This window comes from Salinarimonas chemoclinalis, assembly GCF_041514305.1.
Classification (GTDB): domain Bacteria; phylum Pseudomonadota; class Alphaproteobacteria; order Rhizobiales; family Beijerinckiaceae; genus Salinarimonas; species Salinarimonas chemoclinalis.
The window spans coordinates 34,563-53,133 of sequence record NZ_JBGMWH010000007.1 but is presented as its reverse complement, the minus strand read 5'-3'; the positions used below and the strand labels follow the sequence as shown (position 1 = coordinate 53,133).

At 73.8% G+C, this 18,571-nt stretch carries 18 protein-coding genes; 11 read left to right on the top strand and 7 right to left on the bottom strand.

The features are described 5' to 3' along the window. Positions 1-90: 90 nt before the first annotated feature. Positions 91-1,338, top strand: coding sequence for an allantoate amidohydrolase (locus tag AB9M23_RS13045; RefSeq protein ID WP_372424988.1), 1,248 nt, complete (start codon positions 91-93; stop codon positions 1,336-1,338). Here the strand turns inward: AB9M23_RS13045 and AB9M23_RS13040 are convergent. Together AB9M23_RS13040 and AB9M23_RS13035 are read right to left on the bottom strand one after the other, a co-directional pair. Beyond that, positions 1,335-1,931, bottom strand: coding sequence for an RloB family protein (locus AB9M23_RS13040; RefSeq protein WP_372424987.1), 597 nt, complete (start codon positions 1,929-1,931; stop codon positions 1,335-1,337). The two genes, AB9M23_RS13045 and AB9M23_RS13040, sit on opposite strands and share 4 nt — an antisense overlap. Then, on the bottom strand, positions 1,924-3,477 hold the full coding sequence (locus tag AB9M23_RS13035) for an AAA family ATPase (RefSeq protein ID WP_372424986.1): 1,554 nt from the start codon (positions 3,475-3,477) through the stop codon (positions 1,924-1,926). Before AB9M23_RS13035 ends, AB9M23_RS13040 begins: the two co-directional genes overlap by 8 nt. Between AB9M23_RS13035 and AB9M23_RS13030 the strand changes: the two genes are divergently transcribed. The 4 genes from AB9M23_RS13030 to AB9M23_RS13015 are packed head-to-tail and all read left to right on the top strand — an operon-like array spanning position 3,421 to position 6,769. Continuing rightward, positions 3,421-4,806, top strand: coding sequence for a DUF3422 family protein (locus tag AB9M23_RS13030; protein WP_372424985.1), 1,386 nt, complete (start codon positions 3,421-3,423; stop codon positions 4,804-4,806). The genes AB9M23_RS13035 and AB9M23_RS13030 overlap by 57 nt on opposite strands. Continuing rightward, a complete protein-coding gene (locus AB9M23_RS13025; protein WP_372424984.1) occupies positions 4,803-5,123 on the top strand; it encodes a YbaB/EbfC family nucleoid-associated protein in 321 nt (106 codons plus the stop codon). Before AB9M23_RS13030 ends, AB9M23_RS13025 begins: the two co-directional genes overlap by 4 nt. A 32-nt stretch (positions 5,124-5,155) precedes the next feature. Further along, entirely contained in the window at positions 5,156-5,761 is a 606-nt protein-coding gene (gene recR / locus AB9M23_RS13020) for a recombination mediator RecR (protein ID WP_372424983.1), read from the top strand. A gap of 42 nt (positions 5,762-5,803) precedes the next feature. Then, a complete protein-coding gene (locus AB9M23_RS13015; protein ID WP_372424982.1) occupies positions 5,804-6,769 on the top strand; it encodes a CAP domain-containing protein in 966 nt (321 codons plus the stop codon). Positions 6,770-6,794: 25 nt separating this feature from the next. Here AB9M23_RS13015 and AB9M23_RS13010 read toward each other — a convergent pair whose 3' ends face one another. Then, positions 6,795-7,541, bottom strand: coding sequence for an FkbM family methyltransferase (locus AB9M23_RS13010; protein ID WP_372424981.1), 747 nt, complete (start codon positions 7,539-7,541; stop codon positions 6,795-6,797). Then, positions 7,538-9,457, bottom strand: coding sequence for a glucans biosynthesis glucosyltransferase MdoH (gene mdoH, locus AB9M23_RS13005; RefSeq protein WP_372424980.1), 1,920 nt, complete (start codon positions 9,455-9,457; stop codon positions 7,538-7,540). The genes AB9M23_RS13010 and mdoH overlap by 4 nt, the downstream gene beginning before the upstream one ends. A gap of 68 nt (positions 9,458-9,525) precedes the next feature. Between mdoH and AB9M23_RS13000 the strand changes: the two genes are divergently transcribed. The 4 genes from AB9M23_RS13000 to AB9M23_RS12985 are packed head-to-tail and all read left to right on the top strand — an operon-like array spanning position 9,526 to position 12,860. After that, positions 9,526-10,515 (top strand): zinc-dependent alcohol dehydrogenase, encoded by a 990-nt coding sequence (locus tag AB9M23_RS13000; protein ID WP_372424979.1) that lies wholly within the window; start codon positions 9,526-9,528, stop codon positions 10,513-10,515. Positions 10,516-10,537: 22 nt separating this feature from the next. Then, a complete protein-coding gene (locus tag AB9M23_RS12995) occupies positions 10,538-10,936 on the top strand; it encodes a 6-pyruvoyl trahydropterin synthase family protein (RefSeq protein ID WP_372424978.1) in 399 nt (132 codons plus the stop codon). A gap of 2 nt (positions 10,937-10,938) precedes the next feature. After that, the gene (locus AB9M23_RS12990) at positions 10,939-12,021 is read left to right on the top strand and encodes a glycosyltransferase family 4 protein (protein WP_372424977.1); all 1,083 of its coding nucleotides are present in this window, start codon (positions 10,939-10,941) and stop codon (positions 12,019-12,021) included. Beyond that, positions 12,018-12,860 carry a class I SAM-dependent methyltransferase gene (locus AB9M23_RS12985; RefSeq protein WP_372424976.1) on the top strand — a complete coding sequence of 281 codons (843 nt, stop codon included), beginning with the start codon at positions 12,018-12,020 and terminating at the stop codon, positions 12,858-12,860. The genes AB9M23_RS12990 and AB9M23_RS12985 overlap by 4 nt, the downstream gene beginning before the upstream one ends. Positions 12,861-12,967: 107 nt before the next feature. On the opposite strand, the gene AB9M23_RS12980 is transcribed toward AB9M23_RS12985, so the two are convergent. Beyond that, a complete protein-coding gene (locus AB9M23_RS12980) occupies positions 12,968-13,291 on the bottom strand; it encodes a DUF2293 domain-containing protein (protein ID WP_372425112.1) in 324 nt (107 codons plus the stop codon). Positions 13,292-13,510: 219 nt separating this feature from the next. On the opposite strand from AB9M23_RS12980, the gene AB9M23_RS12975 reads away from it, so the two are divergent. Then, entirely contained in the window at positions 13,511-14,011 is a 501-nt protein-coding gene (locus AB9M23_RS12975) for a DUF427 domain-containing protein (protein ID WP_372424975.1), read from the top strand. Between the two features lie 15 nt (positions 14,012-14,026). Here AB9M23_RS12975 and AB9M23_RS12970 read toward each other — a convergent pair whose 3' ends face one another. Continuing rightward, a complete protein-coding gene (locus AB9M23_RS12970) occupies positions 14,027-14,827 on the bottom strand; it encodes an SDR family NAD(P)-dependent oxidoreductase (protein ID WP_372424974.1) in 801 nt (266 codons plus the stop codon). A 108-nt stretch (positions 14,828-14,935) separates the two neighbouring features. Here AB9M23_RS12970 and AB9M23_RS12965 point away from each other — a divergent pair, with 108 nt between their 5' ends. Continuing rightward, a complete protein-coding gene (locus AB9M23_RS12965) occupies positions 14,936-15,376 on the top strand; it encodes a DUF1810 domain-containing protein (RefSeq protein WP_372424973.1) in 441 nt (146 codons plus the stop codon). 22 nt (positions 15,377-15,398) lie between these two features. On the opposite strand, the gene AB9M23_RS12960 is transcribed toward AB9M23_RS12965, so the two are convergent. Continuing rightward, positions 15,399-18,569, bottom strand: a complete 3,171-nt coding sequence (locus tag AB9M23_RS12960; protein WP_372424972.1) for an efflux RND transporter permease subunit — start codon at positions 18,567-18,569, stop codon at positions 15,399-15,401. Between the last annotated feature and the right edge of the window lie 2 nt (positions 18,570-18,571).

The following is an 18,571-nucleotide window of genomic DNA, read 5'->3' as shown; positions in this document are numbered from 1 at the left end:
GCATGCGCCGGCCTCCGGGCGGTCGACAAGCCGGCCCGTCTCCCGCATCGTGCGCCGCGATCGATCGGGCGAGACGCGAGGGAGGAGAGCATGGCGGGGAACGCGAGGGTGGACGAGATGGGCACGCGGGCGATGGCGATGATCGCCGATCTCGCCCGCCACACCGACGAGCCGGGCCGGCTCACCCGCCTCTACCTCTCCCCCGCCCACGCCGCCTGCGCCGACGCCACCGCCGCCCTGATGCGCGACGCGGGGCTCACCGTGTCCCGCGACGCGCTCGGCACGATCGTCGGCCGCCGCGAGGGACCGACGTCCGACGCGCCGACGCTCCTGATCGGCTCGCACATCGACAGCGTGGTGAACGCCGGCATCTACGACGGGCCGCTCGGCGTCGTCTGCGGCATCCTCGCGGCCGATGCGCTGCGCGCGGAGGACCTGCCCTTCGCGCTCGAGATCCTCGCGTTCGGCGACGAGGAGAACGTGCGCTTCCCCACCTCGCTCGCCTCCTCCTCGGCGCTCGCCGGTGATTTCCGTCCGGAATGGCTCGACGGCGCGGACGCCGAAGGCGTCACCCTGCGCGACGCGCTTCGAGCGTTCGGCTGCGACCCGGCGGGCATCGGAGCCATCGCGCGCGACCCGGCGCGCACGCTCGGCTATCTCGAGGTCCACATCGAGCAGGGGCCGGTGTTGGAAGCGAAGGACCTCGCGGTCGGTGTCGTGACCGCCATCAACGGCGCGACCCGCGCGCGCTGCACGGTGGAGGGCATGGCGGGCCACGCCGGCACGGTGCCGATGGGCATGCGCCGGGACGCGCTCGCCGCCACGGCCGAGATGATCGCCCTCGTCGAGCGCGCAGGCAGCGCCGCCCGCGACGCGGTGGCGACGGTCGGCGTGTGCACGGTCGAGCCCGGCGCGCTCAACGTCATCCCCGCGCGCACCCGCTTCACCCTCGACATCCGCGCGCCGGACGACGCCGTGCGTGCGGCGCTGGTGGAGGAGATCGTCTCGGGCTGCCGCGCCATCGCGGCGCGGCGCGGCGTCGCCTTCGCCGAGGAGCGCTTCATGAACCAGGCGGCCACCGCCATGGACGCGCACCTCGCCGCGGCGCTGGAGACCGGCGCCGCCCGCGCCGGCGAGGAAACGATCCGCCTGCCCTCCGGCGCCGGCCACGACGCGGTGGCCATGGCGCGCCTGTGCCCCTCCGCCATGCTGTTCGTGCGCTGCGAAGGCGGGGTGAGCCACAACCCGGCGGAGCGCATCACGGCGGCGGACGCGGGGGCGGCGGTGCGGACGCTGGTGGAGGCGGTGCGGGTGCTGGCGGAGGGGGCGCGGGGCTAGGGGCGGCCGTTTTCGCGGATCAACTCCACGAGGACGTCGACGTCGGTATAGGGGTTGGTGGCGCCGTCCTGCTCGCGGGCCGCGCGCAGGCGGCCGGCGCGGATGACCGCGTCCTCATGGTGCGGCCGGATCGCATCGTAATCGAGGAGCTTGGCCCGGCGGTAGCCCGGAAAGCGTTCGCAGACGCGCTCGACCGCCTGCGCCGAGGTCATGGGGCCGAGCCCTTCCACCATGTGGAGCAGCGCCCAGACCTCGAAGCACGGCTCGGAGTAGGCGACGCGCACGTCGCTGGCCTCCGCCCGCCGGCGCAGCTCTGGGACGCCCGGGTGCTCGTCGCAGTCGAAGACGACCCAGATCTCGTGCGCGCCCGCGAAACCCTCCCCCTTCGCGGCGCGCCGCGCGGCGATCGCCGCCTCGACCAGCTCTGCCGGCTTGCCGCCCGCGCGCCGGATGTCGAGCTTGATCCGGACCTCCGCCGCGATATGGCGGAGATAGGCCGGCTCGGTCACCTCGCCTTCGCAGAAGAGCGTGATCTTGAGGCGCGGCGTCTCGCGCGGCGGCCGTCGCGACAGCCGGCCGCCGCCCCTACCCATCGGCGCTCTCCTCGCTTCTGCGCGCGAAGGCCTCGAGCGGCGCGAGATAGGGCACCGCCCCGAAGCGCCCGTCGAGATACCCCCGCTCGATGTCGTCCTCCCGCCGGGTGCGGAAGTCGGTGAGCGGGTAGAGCGTGGTCGCGCCCTCGCGATCCTTCTCCGTGAACCAGATCTGGTCGCGGCGCAGGATGTCGGAGGCGAGGAGGTTGGTGTCGTGGGTGGTGGCGAGGAGCTGGGCGCCCTTGGTGTTGATCCGCGGATCGGTGAATAGCGAGATGATCCGCAGGACGAGGTCGGTGTGGAGGCTGGCGTCGAGCTCGTCGACGACTAGTAGGCCGCCGATTGCCAGCACATCGTTTGCCTTCAGCACGAGAGAGCCCATTCGCAGCGTTCCGCGGCTCTCCTCCTCGATGCCCACCTCAAATGTCCGTCCATCGGCTCCCCTGTGGGCGAAGCCGTGGAACGTCAAGAAGGCCTCTTCATCGGTAGGCTCCAACCCTCCATCGACAATGCGGAAGACGGTCCCTCCTTTTGAGGGTTGCTGTCGCTCGTAGATCCGCTCGATGCCGACGTCCGCTTCACGCAGGAAGCGAGCGAGCCCCTCACCGTGCGGTGCGCTCAACCATTGCTCGATATCCGAAGCGTAGACCTGAATAGCGAGGTCGAGCACCGTCTCGCGTGTGAAGAACTGCTGGATCGCAGTCAACCCCCCATGCCCATGCTGCGCCGCTGTCGACAAGAACAACGCATTCGGCCGCAGAAACCCCTCGATCGCCCTGTTCGCCCCCTTCAACCCCTTCCCGAACCGCATCGGCCCCTCGGCGTCGCGCTCGAACCACACCTGCCGGTGGCCGTGCGGCCAGGCGTGGAGCCATTCGCGGGTGAAGGCCCGGTCGGTCACGTCGAAGCCGTAGGCGTAGCGCACGCCCCCGAGCAGGAGCTCGATCTCGAACGTCGTCGGCGCGTCGTTCCGCTCCGCGAGCGCGAAGGGCGTGCGGGTGATCCGACCCATCGGCTCGTTCTTGCGAAACGAGGCCACCACGTGCCGGCGCATCTCGGCGAGGGCGCCGAGCACGTTCGACTTGCCAGAGGCGTTGGCGCCGTAGATCAGCGTCGCCGGCAGCAGGCGCTGCTTGAGGGCGGGCGCATCGAAGGTCTGGCTCGTCCCGCCCTTGAGCGACGACGCGACGAAGGAGATCTCCTGGTATTCGCGGATCGAGCGATGGTTGGCGACCCCGAAGCGGATGAGCATGGCACCTTGTCTCCCGCGGCTCCCGGAGTGCCGTTTTCGGGCCAATCCTGCGGAAAATCCGCACGTATGGGGGCAATATGGATCATGATCGGCCCTCCGTCCATCTGCACCGGCGCGGGCGCCGCTTCCGCGCGCCGCCGCCGGACTTACCCATTGCACCCCGGCCCCGCTTCCCCCATCGTTGTGCGCCGCCGCGTGGCGCGGCGGGGCTGGCGTCCCGAGGGGCATCGAGGGTTCATGGCGGTCGATCTGACACCGCACGAATTGCGCGCGCGAGTGCTCGCCGAGGTCCACGCGCGGCCGTCCGCACCGATGGAGACGCCCCGGCGCATCCTGCACTACGCCTTCATGACGGACGGCGAGGCGGCGCAGCGCGATCGCGAGGCGCTCGCGGCCTTCTGCGCGCAGCTGGGCCTCGACGGGCCGGCGGCGGGGGCCAAGCACCACCGCGTCGTGTTCTCGGGCACGCTCCTGCGCTGGGAGAGCCACAGCGAGTTCACGACCTACTCGTGGGAGTTCGGCGACCCGAGCGTCACCGACGCGCCGGCGCCGCAACCCTTCCGCCCGGCGGTCGACGGGCTGATGGGCGTCATGCGGCTCGTCCCGCAGCCCGGACCGCTGATGGTGGCCGCCGACCTCCACCTCATCCCCGCGACGAGCCTGCCTAAGGGGCCGCAGAGCGTGTTCGGCGACGTCCACCTCGCCGCGGCGCAGGTCGAGAGCGGGGCGGCGACCATCGCCACGGACTTCCGCACCGATGCGCACGGCTTCGTGCGCATCCTCGTCGTCGACGAGGGCATGGAGCGCGCCCAGGCCGGCGCCATCGTGCAGCGCGTTCTCGAGGTCGAGACATACCGCACCCTGACGCTGCTCGGCCTGCCGGAGGCGCAGGCCATCGGTCCCTCGGTGCGGCGCATCGAGACCGAGCTGCCGCTGGTGATGGCGGCGATGGAGCGCTCGGACGGGCTCGAGCGCAATCGCGAGCTGCTCGACCGGATCACCCGGCTCGCCGCGGAACTCGAATCGGGGGCGGCGGCGGCGCTCTTCCGCTTCGGCGCGACCCGCGCCTATTCGGATCTGGTCCGGCTTCGCCTCGGCGCGCTGGAGGAGAAGGCGCTCACCGGCTTCGACTCCTGGTCGGAATTCCTCGACCGCCGCCTGCAGCCGGCGATCCGCACCTGCGCCTCCATGGAGGAGCGCCAGGCCAACCTCTCGCGCAAGCTCACCCGCGCCGCGCAGCTCTTGCGCACGCGCATCGACATCGAGCTGGAGAGCCAGAACCGCGACCTCCTGCGCGCCATGAACGAGCGCGCCCGCATCCAGCTGCGGCTCCAGCAGACCGTCGAGGGGCTCTCGGCGGCGGCGATCACCTACTACATCACGGGGCTGATCTTCTACGTCCTGCGCGGCCTCTCGGAGAGCGGCGTGCCGGTGGAGCCCTATGTCGGCACGGCGATCGCGGTGCCGATCGTCCTCGCGGTGATCCTCCTCCTGGTGCGACGGCTCAGAAAGCGCCATATGGACGACGACGCGGCCGAGGAGGCGGCGCTGCGCGACACCGTCGCGCGCCAGCGCACGGTCTCGCGAGAGGCGCCGGGCGAGCGAGAGGAGGGCACGCCATGAAGGACCTGATGGGGCTGATGAAGCAGGCCCAGGCCATGCAGGAGAAGATGCAGGAGACGCAGGCCGAGCTCGAGGAGATGATCGTCGAGGGCCAGGCCGGCGGCGGCGCCGTCACCGTGCGGCTCTCCGGCAAGGGTGCGCTCAAGGGCGTGACCATCGACCGCTCGCTGATGGTCCCCGACGAGACCGAGATCCTCGAGGATCTCATCGTCGCCGCCTGCAACGACGGGCGCGTCAAGGCCGAGCGGGCGATGCAGGAGCGCATGTCCGAGATCACCAAGGGCCTGCCGCTGCCCCCGGGCATGAAGCTGTTCTGACACCTCCGTCCCCCGTTCGAGAGCCCAGAGCCATGGCCCGCGGCGTCGCCGGCCCCGAGATCGAGCGCCTGATCCAGCTCCTCGCGCGCCTGCCGGGCCTCGGGCCCCGCTCGGCGCGGCGAGCGTCGCTGGCGCTCTTGCAGAAGCGCGAGGGGCTGCTCGTGCCGCTGGCGGAGGCGATGCGCGTCGCAGCCGAGCGGGTCGTCGTGTGCGCGACCTGCGGCAACGTCGACACCTCCGACCCCTGCGCGGTGTGCGCGGACCCGAGCCGCGACCCGTCGATCCTCGTCGTGGTGGAGGACGTCTCCGACCTCTGGGCGCTCGAGCGGGCGGGGGCGCTGCACGTGCGCTACCACGTGCTCGGCGGCGTGCTGTCGGCACTCGACGGGATCGGCCCGGAGCAGCTCGCCATCGCCGGCCTCCTCGCCCGCGCGCAGGACCCGGCCGTGCGCGAGGTGATCGTGGCGCTGCCGGCCACCGTCGACGGCCAGACCACGGCGCACTACCTCACGGAGGCGCTCGCCGGGCTTCCGGTGAGCGTCACCCGCCTCGCCCACGGCGTGCCGGTGGGCGGCGAGCTGGACTATCTCGACGAGGGGACGCTGTCGGCGGCGCTGAGGCGGCGGACGGCGGTTTAGTCGCTGCACGAACCGCCGGGGCGGTTCGACCGTTGACGCGCCATGACAGTCCCGACCGCCCAGCTACGACCCGCCACGCTCGCCGGCACTCTCCTCGCCGCCACTCTCCTCGCCGTTCCCCTCGTCCTCCCCGCCACCGCCCAGGACGTCGCCACCGGTGATCTCCCCGCCCTGCGGGCCGAGGCGCTCGCGGAGGTGAACGCCTCGCGGGAGGAGGCGGGCCTCGCGCCGCTGGAGCCCGGGGACACGCTCGACGCCATCGCCCAGGGCCATGCCGAGGACATGCTGGCGCGCGACTACTTCGCTCACGCCTCGCCGGAGGGCGAGACCGTCGGCGACCGCTTCCGCGCGGCGGGCGGGGCTACGAGCGAGATCGTGGCGGAGAACCTCGGTGTCTGCGAGGGCTGCCCGGTTCCGCCGGGCGAGGATCGCGTCGAGGCCATGCATCGCGGCTGGATGGAGAGCCCGGGGCACCGCGCCAACATCCTGCGCGAGGGGCTGACGCGCTTCGGCTTCGGCATCGCCGCCGATCCGGCGAGCCGGCGCACGCTGGCGGTCCAGACCTTCGCCGGGCCCGGCGGGCCCGGCGAAGCGGCCGGCGATCCGCTCGATCCACAGTCCGGTGTCGATGCCGCGGGGGAGACGATCGGCGCCCTGCGCGAGGCGGCCGGCGTGCCGCCGCTCCAGGCCGACGCGGCGCTGACCGCCGCCGCAAGCGACCTCCTGCCCGACGGCGGCGCGAGCCTGGAGCCGCCGGCGCTCGATCTCGGCGCGGCCCTGCGGGGAGAAGCCGGCGCGCGCTTCGCGCAGGTGCGCGCCCTCGTCGCCACCTGCTCGGGATGCGGCGCCGAGCCGACCCGCGACGACGTGGAGCGCTTCGTCGAGCAGTGGTCGGAGAACCGGCGAGACATTCTCGTCGACGCGGATCTCGACCGCTACGGTTTCGCGCTCGGCGCCGACGGGCGCGGCGCCAAGACGGCCATCCTGCTGCTGGCGCAGAGCCGCTGACGCGACCGATCCCGGCGTCGGCCCCTCAAGCCGGCGGCACGAGCGCGGCGTAGACGTCCCCCGAGTTGGCCGCGTGGGGCAGCCCGTCGAGCCGCTCGGCCATGGCCACGGCCTCCATCCAGCCCGGTGCCTCGAGCGTCGCGCTCTCCCCGAGCGAGAGGGCGAAGCGGTAGTTGCCGAGCCCGGCGAGGCGCGCGAGGCAGCGATGGGCGACGCCGCGGGCGATCGTCGTGAACTCGAAGGAGAGCGACGGGATCGCGAAGGACAGGCCGGCCAGCACCCGGTCCTCGAAGCCCTCGACGTCGATCTTGACGAAATCCGGCCGGCCGTGGGCCGCGACCAGCGCGTCGAGCGTCAGGCAGGGCACGACGATCTCCTCGTCCCAGGCCTGCCCCTCCCAGCCCGGCGCGCCGACGGCGGCCTCGACGAAGCCGGTGGAGGCGGTGGAGACGGTGGGGTTGGCGCTGTTGACCCGAAGCCGCACCTCTCCGCTCGCGTCCCCGCAAGCGGCGGCGACGAGCGTCACCCGCGGATCGCGCCCGTGGATCAGCCGCAGGGCCCGGAAGCACGCCGGCTGCGGCTCGAGCGCGACGGCGCGCGCCCCGAGCCGGCGGAAGGAGGCGGTCCGGTCGCCCACGTGCGCGCCGACGTCGAAGGCGAGCCCCCCCTCGGGCACGAACGGCCGGTAGAGCGCGTCCAGCGCAGAGGCACGCGCCGGATCGCCGTGATAGAGGCGCAGCGAGCGCCCGATCGCCTTGGCGCGGGGGCTCATGCGGCGACCCGCGACGGCGCCGGCCCGGCACGCGCCCCCTCTTGCGGCGAGATCTCCCCGCGCGCGAGCGCGGCGATCTCCGGCGGCGGCGCGATCTCCTCGGGGATCGCGCACAGACCGGCGCGGGCGAGCACGCGGCCGAAAGCGGGCTCGGCGGTGACGACGGCGAAGGGGACGGCGAGAAGATAGCCGGCGCACATCACCAGTGCGACCGGCCACGCGGCGGGGATCAGCGCGAGGACGAGCCCCATCACCGCGACGCCGAAGGCCGTCGTCGTCCAGAGGCCGCGCGCCGCGTCGCGCCAGGAGAGGCCGTGCGCGTCCCGCGCCTGGCCGTTCCAGACCGTGGCGCGGCCGAAGGCGAGCCCGATCATGAACAGCGTCAACCGCAGCGAGGCGGCGGCGCCGAGAAAGGCTGAGAACACGAATTCCAGCACCGCGCTCGCGAGGAAGCGCCGCCGCCCGCCATACGCCGCCATGCCTCCGGGGGTCAGCGCGACGTCGAGCACGCCGAGTGCGCGCGGCGCGAGGGACAGGGCGAGGAAGGCGGCGTAGAAGCCGAGCGCCGCGCCGACGGGGAAGGTCGCTGGATCCGTCGTCGCCGCGAGAACCGGCGCGAGCGCCAGGATCAGCGTCATCGCCGGCACGGCGGCGAACATCATGATGGCGAAGACGAGCTGAAGCCGGCTCGTCGGCGCGAGGCCCGTCATGCCGAGGAGCCTGGGATGGAGGTATTGCAGGTTCCCCTGGCACCAGCGCAGGTCACGCTTGGAGAAGTCGAGGAAGGTCGGCGGATTGTCCTCCCAGGAGCCGCCTTCCCGCGGCAGCACCCGCACCTCCCAGCCGGCGCGGCGCATCAGCACGGCCTCGATCTGGTCGTGCGAGAGCACGGCGCCCGCGAGCGGCCCGCGCCCGGATAGGGTCGGGAGGCGGCAATGCTCCCGGAAGGGCGCGACGCGCACCAGCGCGTTGTGGCCCCAGTAGGGTCCGCAGTCCCCCGTCCACCAGGCCGCGCCGAGCGTGAAGGGGCGCATGCCCTGGCGCATGCCGAACTGGAAGATGCGCGCGAACGCACTCGTGGAGGGCGCGCCGACGACGAGGCTCTGGAGGATACCGATCTCGGGATGCGCCTCGAGGATGCGCGTCATGCGGACGATCTCCGCGCCGGACATCAGGCTGTCGGCGTCCAGCGGCAGCATGAGGTCGTAGCGCGCACCCCACCGCTCCAGGAAGTCGCGCACGTTGCCGGCCTTGAAGCCGACATTGTGCGTGCGCCGACGGTAGACGATCCGCGTGCCGGGCCCGGCGGCGGCGCGCCAGGCGGCGACCTCGCTCTCCTCGCGCGCCGCGATCGTCGGGTCGGAGGTGTCGCTCAGCACGTACCAGTCGAAGGCGCCGCCCTCGCCCGTCGCCGCGAGGCTGTCGCGCACGATCGCGAGCCGCCGGATCGCCCGCGCGGCGTCCTCGTTGCGCAGCGTCATGAACACGGCGACGCGCCCGCGAATCGGCGTGGCGGCATCGCCGGCGGCGGCGAAGGGCGCCACGTGCGCGAAGGGGTCGCGCGCCAGCCGGGCGATCGAAAAGCCGATCCCGGCGTTGACGAGGCCGAGCACCGTCCAGGGAGCGGCGAGCGCGAAGGCGGCCAGCATCACGACGTCGAGCGCCCCGAGCCCGTCCGCTGCGAGGATCGCGATCGCGGGGATCGTCAGGGCGAGGAAGCCCGCGAGGGTGAGCCCCGCGACGACGAACCGGCGTCCCGCGTGCGTATCGGTCCGGATCGCGTTGGTCTGGATCGTGTTGGTCTGGACAGGCGGCTCGACCGTATGGGAAGGAACCGCGCCCGCCGCGCGGCCGTCCGCGCACCCCTCGAGGGCGCGGGATCCGGTCAGCAGGGTCGGGCGCACGAGATCGTTCATCGAGCCGTCCTCGGGAAGACGCTGGAGGTGCCATGCCGCGCGACGGCGAGACGAATGGGAGAGACGCCGTGACGGACGCGCCGCCGGAGGCGACGGCACGCGCTCTCTGGTACGTCGGTCGCGGGCGCGCGGTTCTGCGCGAGCGGGCGATTGCGACGAAAAAGCCCGGGGACCTGCGCATCCGCACGCTCTGGAGCGGCCTCAGCCGCGGCACCGAGCGGCTCGTGTCCGAGGGGCGGGTGCCCGCCTCGGAACACGCGCGCATGCGGGCGCCGCTGCAGGAGGGCGCGTTCCCGTTCCCGGTGAAGTACGGCTACAACGCGGTGGGCGTCGTGGAGGACGGCCCGGCCGGGCTCGTGGGGAGGATCGTCTTCGCGCTCGCGCCGCATGAGACCCTCTTCGACGCTCCCGAGGCCCTCGTCCAGCCCGTGCCCGATCACGTTCCCGCGCGCCGCGCGGTGCTCGCCGCCAACATGGAGACCGCGCTCAACGCGCTCTGGGACGGCGGCGCCGGCCCCGGGGACCGGATCGTCGTCGTCGGCGCCGGCGTCGTCGGCTGCCTCGTCGCGGCGCTCGCGGCGCGGCTGCCCGGTGCCGAGGTGACGCTCGTCGACGTCGACCTCTCCCGCCGCGCCGTCGCCGAGGCGCTCGGCTGCCGCTTCGCCAAGCCGCTCGATTCGCCGGGCGACGCCGATCTCGTGGTCCACACCTCGGCGACCTCGGCGGGGCTCGCCTGCGCCCTCGCCTGCGCGGGCGACGAGGCGCGCGTCGTCGAGCTGTCCTGGTACGGCGAGGCGACGACGGAGGTCTCACTCGGCGCGCGCTTCCACTCGGCGCGGCTCTCGCTCGTCTCGAGCCAGGTGGGGCGCGTCGCGCCGGCCCGGCGCGGGCGCTGGAGCCATGCGCGGCGCCTCGCCAAGGCGCTCGACCTCCTGGGCGACGATCGCCTCGATGCGCTGATCACCGACGAGGTCGCCTTCGACGACCTGCCGCGGGCACTGCCGCGCCTGCTCGCTCCCGGCGCGCCGGGGCTCGCCACCGCCATCCGCTATTCCTGAAACCGCACGACGAGGCTTCCCCATGTTCGCCGTCGAGGTCCGCGACCACATCATGATCGCCCACAGCTTCGAGGGGGACCTGTTCGGGCCCGCCCAGGCGCTGCACGGGGCGACCTTCGTCATCGACGTGGCCTTCTTCCGCGAGACGCTCTCGCCCGACGGCGTCGTCGTCGACATCGGCCGCGCCCACGAGGCGCTGAAGGCGACGCTCGGGCCGCTGAACTACAAGAACCTCGACGAGGTGCCGGAGTTCGCGGGCATCAACACGACGACCGAGTTCCTCTGCAAGCACGTCTTCGACGCCATGGCCGCCGCCGCCCGCGCGGGGGCGCTCGGGCCGGGCGGGGAGGCGATCGCGAAGATCCGCGTCTCGATCGAGGAGAGCCACGTGGCGCGCGCCTGGTACGAGGCGGCGCTCTGACGATGCCCTCCCCAGGCTCGGCCCCGCTCGCGGCGGCCTTCGCCATCCCCGGCGCGCTGGAGACGGCGACCGGGGGATACGCGTACGCGCGCGCGGTGCTGGCGCGGCTGCCGGATCACGGCGTCGAGGCGACCGTCCTGCGCCTGCCGGACGGCTTCCCGCATCCGACGACGCGCGACGTCGTCGAGAGCGCCCGGCTCCTCGCGGGCGTTCCCGCCGATGCGGCGCTCCTCGTCGACGGGCTCGCCTACGGCGCCTTGCCGGCGGCGACTCTCGACGCCCTGGCGCGACCCCTCGTGGCGCTCGTCCATCATCCGCTCGCGCTCGAGACCGGGCTCTCCCCCGGGCGTGCCGCGGCGCTCGCCGAGAGCGAGCGGCGGGCGCTGGCGCGGGCGACGCGGATCGTCGCGGCGAGCCCGACGACCGCGCGCACGCTCGTCGCCGACTACGGCGTGCGTCCCGAGCGCCTGAGCGTCGCCGTGCCCGGCACCGAGCCGGCAGCGCGGGCGACGGGGGCGCCGACGGGTGCACCACCGGCCCTGATCGCCGTCGGCGCGATCTCCCCGCGCAAGGGCTTCGACGTGCTGATCGCCGCGCTCGCCCGCCTCGCCGACAGGCCCTGGACCCTCGCGATCGTCGGCCCGACGGATCGCGATCCCGCCACCGCGGCGGCGCTGCGCCGGCAGGCGGAGGCGGCCGGCCTCGCGGAGCGCGTCCGCTTCACCGGCGCCGTCGACGCCGCGACGCGCGATGGACTGCTCGGGCGGAGCGACGTGTTCGTTTCCGCCTCCCTCTACGAGGGCTACGGCATGGTGCTGGCGGAGGCGATGGCGCGCGGGCTGCCGATGGTCGCCTCGACCGGCGGGGCAGCCGCCGAGACGGTGCCGGACGCCGCCGCGCTGAAGGTCCCCCCCGGCGACGTCGACACGCTCGCCGCGGCCCTGGCGCGGCTGATCGACGAGCCCGACACCCGCGCGCGGCTGGCCGCCGCGGCCTGGGACGCCGGCGCGGCCCTGCCGCGCTGGGACGACACCGCGGCGCGCATCGCCGACGCCTTGCGCCAGAGCCTGGAGACGGATGGATGAGCGGCTTCTCGCCCGATTGGCTCGACCTGCGCGAGCCCGCCGACCACCGCGCCCGCGACCGCGGGCTCGAGGCGCGCCTCGCCTCCTGCCTCGCGGATCGCGAGAGCGTCCGGGTGGTCGATCTCGGCTGCGGGCTCGGCTCGAACCTGCGCGGCCTCTACCGCGCGCTGCCGGCGCGGCAGTCCTGGCGGCTGGTCGACTACGACGCGGCGCTCCTCGACGGCGCCCGCGCCCGGCTGGCCGCCTGGGCGGACGTCGTCCGCGCGGACGGGGCGGACGGCCTGCGGCTCGAGAAGGACGGGCGGCTGGTCGACGTGACCTTCGCGCAGGCGGATCTCGCGGGCGATCTCGACGCGGCGCTCGGCGAGGCGCCCGACCTCGTCACCGCCGCGGCGCTGTTCGACCTGTGCGGGGAGGCCTTCATCGCCCGCTTCGCCGGGGCGGTCGCGGCGCGCCGCGCCTTGTTCCACACGGTTCTCACCTACGACGGGCGCGAGACCTGGGAGCCGGCGCATCCGCTCGACGCGGCGTTCCGCGCCGCCTTCGTGGCGCACCAGGGCGAGGACAAGGGCTTCGGCGTCGCCGCCGGCCCCGCCGCGACCCGCCATCTCGCCTCCGCCTTCGCGGGCGAGGGGTACGCCACGCATCTCGGATCGAGCCCCTGGCGGCTCGTGGCCCCGCGCGATGCGGCCCTGATCCGGGCGCTCGCCGAGGGGCAGGCGTCCGCAGTGGCGGAGACGGGGCGGCTCGCGCCGGCGGAGGTCGAGGTCTGGCGCGTCGCCCGCGTCGCCGCCACCGCGGCCACGATCGGCCACGCCGACCTGTTCTGCAGGCCGTGACGCTCCCGCCCCCTCGGGGCGGGGACGGCGAGCGAGCGAGCCAGGGGCGGGGTCCCGCGGCTCGACGCGTGCCGTTTCGGCTGTCGCCGGTGGGGAGGACCCCGGGGTCACCCCTCCAGTGGGCGGCGGCAGCCCCAGGACGCGAGGATCTCGGCGGTCTCGTCGGCGACGAAGTGGCGGGCGCTGTCGCGGTCGTAGCCCTCCGCCAGCAGCGCGTCGTAATCCGTCAGCACGTGGCGGACGTAGGAGACCAAGGAGAGCCAGGCGGCGGTCTCCGGGCTCGCGCCCGCCAGTCCGCGGCTGTCGAGCGCGTGGTCGAGGATCGCCTCGCGCTCGAATTCGGGGGCGTCCGGCGCGAGCCGGTCGAGCGCCTCGCCGATGCGGGTGCGCTTGCCGCTCACGACGCCCACCGGCGGGAGCGCCGCCCGCACGGCGCTCGACGGGACGAAGCTGCGGGACGGGGCGAAGGCCGCGCGGTCGAGCCGCGGGTCGAGCTTCGGGTCGGGCATGGGGACGCCTCCAGGTGCACGGGCGACGATCCGACCCGTTCACCGGAGGGAGGGCAACGCGCAAAGCCGCACGAGGCGGGGTTCGCCGATCCCCGGGAACTCCGATCCGATTCCAACGAATGATGAAGCGAGACGCGCACCATGCTCCAGCGACCCGTTCCCATTCCCCCCGCGCCCGGGCAGGAGAGCGTCTGGGACTTTCCCCGCCCCGCGATCTGCGAGCCGACGCAGTGCCTGATCGAGGTCGTCCTCGACGGGCGCCCCATCGCGCGCACGCGCCGAGGCTTCCGCGTCCTGGAGACCTCGCACCCGCCATCCTACTATCTTCCCCCGGACGATGTCGAACCGGGGGTGCTGGTGCCCGCCGGCGGCGGCTCGATCTGCGAATGGAAGGGTCAGGCGGCCTATTTCGACGTCGTCGCCGGGGGCGTGCGCGTCCCGCGCGCCGCCTGGTCCTACCCGCGCCCGACCGCCGCGTTCGGTCCGATGGCCGGCTACGTCACGTTCTATCCGGCGCTCGTGGAGGCCTGCTTCGTCGACGGCGAGCGGGTCGTGCCGCAGGAGGGCGGGTTCTACGGCGGATGGATCACGTCCATGGTGGTCGGCCCGTTCAAGGGCGGGCCGGGCACCCGGTTCTGGTGAAGGCGCGGACGCGGCTCAGGTCGTCGTCATCACCGAGCCGCCGTCGACGCGCCAGTTGGCGCCGACGACATAGCTCGCGCGCTCCGAGCAGAGGAAGGCGATCACGGCGGCGACCTCCTCGGGGCGCCCGCGCCGGCCCACGACGATGCCGGGGCGCTTCTGCGCGAGGAACCCCTCGATCGCCTGCGCGCGGTCGGTGCCCTCCTCGGCGGCCTTCCGGTCCATCATCGCGTCCGTCATCGGCGTCGCCACGAAGGCGGGGGAGACCACGTTGACGTTGACGCCGTCGGGGCCGAAGGCCTTCGACAGGCTCTTGCCGAGCGCGTCGATGCCGGCCTTCGCGACGTCGTAGGGCATCTCCTCGGGGTAGGGCTGCACCGCGTTCTCCGAGGAGATCAGCACGAGCCGGCCCCAGCCCTTGGCGCGCATGCCGGGGATGAAGGCGCGCGCGACGCGCACGGCGCTCATCAGGTCGACCTCGAGCACCTCCCGCCAGCCGGCGTCGTCGATCTCGAGGAAGTCGCCGGTGGGTCCGGTCGTGCCGGCGGCGTGGACGACGATGTCGGGCGCGCCGAACCGCTCCTCCACCCGCGCCTTCAGGCGCGCGACCTCGTCGGGCTTCGTCAGGTCGGCGGTGAAGGGCTCGCAGCGCCCGTGCGCCGAGAGCGCGCGGGCGGCGTCCGCCAGCTCGTCCCCCGTCTTGTCGCTCAGGGCGACGGCGGCACCCTCCTGCAGCAGGAAGCGCGCCGTCTCCCGGCCCATGCCGGAATCGCCGCCGGTGACGAGGGCGATCTTGCCGTCGAGGTCGAGCTTCATCGTGGGTCTCCCGTTCGTCGCATGCATGTATGCTGTGGGCGAGCGAACGCGGCGGCGGGCGATCGCGTTGCGGCGACGCGCGGTCGCGGGCACGGGAGGAACGAGCGGATGGCGGACGATCACGATCTCGAGCGCTTCGTCGCCGCACAGGATCGGGTCTGGGAGAACGTGCGCGTGGAGCTCGCGGCCGGCGCGAAGCGGTCGCACTGGATGTGGTTCGTCTTCCCCCAACTCGCGGAGCTCGGCCGCAGCGCCACCGCCCGGCACTACGGTGTCTCCGGGCTCGCCGAGGCGCGCGCCTACCTCGCCCATCCGCGGCTCGGTCCGCGCCTGCGCGAGGCGGTCGGCCTCCTCCTGCCCCACGCGGGCTCGGACATCCACGCCATCCTCGGCAGCCCCGACGACCTGAAGCTGCGCTCGTGCCTGACGCTGTTCCGCGAGGCGGCGGGGGAGGGAACGGCGGACGCGGCGCTGTTCCAGCGCGGGCTCGACGCGTTCTGGGGCGGGCGCGCGGACGGCGCGACGCTCGAGATGGTCGCGCGCGGGTGAGGTGCGCGGCCCGTGGAACGGGTCACTCGGCCGGGATGCGAACGGCTCCGTCGCCGCGCGCCGCGGCACGCTCCTCCGCACGCTCCGCCGCCGCGAGTTCGGCGTCGAGCCGGGCGGCCTCCGCGGCGCGGGGCTTGGCGAAGCGGGCGAGGAGAAGGTAGGCCACGGGCGTCAGGAACAGCGTGAACAGCACGGAGAGCCCGAGCCCGCCGACGACGACCCAGCCGAGCGCCGCGCGCGCTTCCGCGCCGGCACCGCTCGACAGGACGAGCGGCAGGCCGCCCAGCACGGTCGAGATCAGCGTCATCATCACCGGCCGGAAGCGCACGACGGCGGCCTCGAGCGCGGCGTCGCGCACGCTCATGCCCTCGTCGCGCAGCTGGTTGGCGAACTCGACGATGAGGATGCCGTTCTTGGCCATCAACCCGATCAGCATCACGAGGCCGATCTGGCTGTAGATGTTGAGGCTCGTCCCCGTCGCGGCCATGGCGAGCGCCGCCGCGCCGAGGCCGAAGGGCACGACGAGCATGATCACCACGCCCGAGGCGACGCTCTCGAACTGCGCCGCGAGCACCAGGAGCACGATGGCGAGCGCGAAGGCGAAGGTGATGGCGACGCCCCGCGACGTCTCCTCCAGCGCCGCCGCCTCGCCGAGGAACGCGATGGTCTGGCCCGGCGCGAGGAGCGGCGTCGCCACCGCGCGCACCTGCTCGATCGCCGCGCGCAGGGGCAGGTCGGCGGGGAGCCCCGCCTCGACGGTGACCGAGCGGCGCTGGCGCTCCCGCTCCAGGGAGGGCGACACGCTCTCCTCGGTGAGGCTGGCAAGCGCCGAGAGCGGCACGAGCGCGCCGCCGTTGCCACGCAGCAGGATCTGGGCGAGGTCGTCGGGCTGGGAGACCGCGCCCTCGGGCGTGCGCAGCCGCACCTCCACGGCCCGGTCGCCGACGAAGACGTCGCCGACGCGCCGCCCGTCGAGGGCGGTCTGCAGCGCGAGCGCGACGTCGGCGGGGTCGACGCCGAGATCGGCGGCGCGCGCCGTGTCGAGGCGGATGGAGAGCTGCGGCTGGCTGACGTCGATCGACAGCGAGGGGTTGGTGAGCGCCGGCAGCTCGCGCCGCAGCGCGCCGACGAGGGCGAGGCCGGTGTCGGTGATGGCGTCGTAGTCCTCGCCGAGCACCGCGATGCGCAGCCCCTGGCCGCCGCCGCGGATGCCGAGCGAGTTCGGCGAGATGGCGCGGGCGCTCACGCCGACGACGGCGCCGAGCCTCCCGTTGATCTCGGACACGATCGCCTGCTGGCCGCGCTCGCGCTCGGCCCAGTCGACCAGCGGGGCGGCGATGAAGGCACGGTTCGAGCGGCCCCAGGTGCCGATCACGGCCAGCACGCTCTCGATCTCGCCCGCCTCGACGTAGGGCTCCAGGATGGCCTCGATCTCGGCGACCTTGCCGTCGGTGTAGGCGAGCGAGGCGCCCTGCGGTGCGGAGACGACGAGGAGAACGAAGCCGCGATCCTCCGGCGGGGTGAGCTCCTCGGGCAGGCTCGACCAGGCGATCCAGGCGGCGACGCCGAACAGCGCGCACACGGTCAGCACGACGAGCGGCAGCGCGAGCGCGCGCACGAGGAAGACGCGGTAGAGCGCCACGAACCAGCCGCCGACCGTGCCGAGCGGGTCCAACCGCCGCCGCGGCGCGCCGTCCGCGCGCGGCGCCTCGTCCTTCAGCAGGCGCGACGCGAGCATCGGCGCGAGCGTCAGCGCCACGAAGGAGGAGAGCAGCACGGCGGCGGCGAGGGTGAAGCCGAATTCGGCGAAGAGCCGTCCGGCCTGCCCGGGCAGGAACGAGATCGGGATGAACACGGCCGCCAGCGTCAGCGTCGTCGCGACCACCGCGAAGAAGACCTGTCGCGTGCCGAGCACCGCGGCGGCGCGCGCACCCATGCCCTCCGCCCGGCGCCGCTCGATGTTCTCGATGACGACGATGGCGTCGTCGACGACGATGCCCGTGGCGAGGACGAGGGCGAGCAGCGTCAGCACGTTGACGGAGAAGCCCATCATGTAGATCGCCGCGAGCGTGCCGACGATGGCGATCGGCACGGTGACGGTCGGGATGAGCGTCGCGCGCCAGGAGCGGAAGAACAGCAGGATGATCACGACGACGAGGAGCGTCGCGATCACCAGCGTACGCAGCACCTCCGCCACCGCACTGCCGACGAAGACGGCGTCGTCGGAGCGCACGGCGACCTCGATGCCGTCCGGGAGCGAGCGGTTGAGCTCGTCCACCGTCGCGCGTACGGCGCTCGAGATCGCGATCGTGTTCGAGCTCGCCTGGCGCAGGATACCGGCGCCCAGACCCACGCGGCCGTCCGAGCGCAGCACCATCTCGTCCTCGGCCGGCCCGAGGGAGACGGAGGCGACGTCGCGGATGCGCGTGCCACGGTCCACGAAGGTGGCCTCGATCTCGTCGACGGAGCGTGCGGCGGCCCCCGCCTCGACGAGCACGGTCGAGGACGGCATGCGCAGGTCGCCCGCGGGCGCGTCCGACAGGACGCCGTCGAGGGCGCGGCGGACGTCGGCGATGGTGAGGCCCCGGGCGTTCAGCGCGGCGACGTCGAGCGTCACCCGGAAGACCGGCTCGCGCAGCCCGTAGACCTGGACGTCGGCGACGCCCTCCACCGCGGCGAGCCGATCGAACACGAGGCGCTCGGCGAGGGCCGAGAGCTCCTCGATGGCGTGGCGATCGGAGACGACCGCGAGGCGCAGGATCGCGTCGCCGTCCGCGTCCGCCTTCACCACGCGCGGCTCGGCGGCGTCCTCCGGGAGCCGGCCCACGATGCCGGAGACCGCGTCGCGCATGTCGTTGGCCGCGATGTCGAGGTCGACGCCCTCGCCGAACTCGGCGACGATGCGGCTGCGCCCGCGGGCGCTCGACGAGGAGACGGAGACGAGCCCGGGCACGCGGGCAACGGCGCCCTCGACGAGGCGCGTCACCTGCGCGTCGATGGCGGCGGGCGTGGCGCCGGGGAACTCGGTCGTGACGGTGACGACCGGGCGATCGACGTCGGGCAGCTCGCGGACCGACACGCCGAACAGCGCGGCGAGGCCGGCGAGTACGATCATCAGGCTCATCACCGCCGCGAGCGTCGGGCGGCGCACGCACAGGGAGGCGACGTCTGCGGCGCGGGAGTAGGCGCTCATGC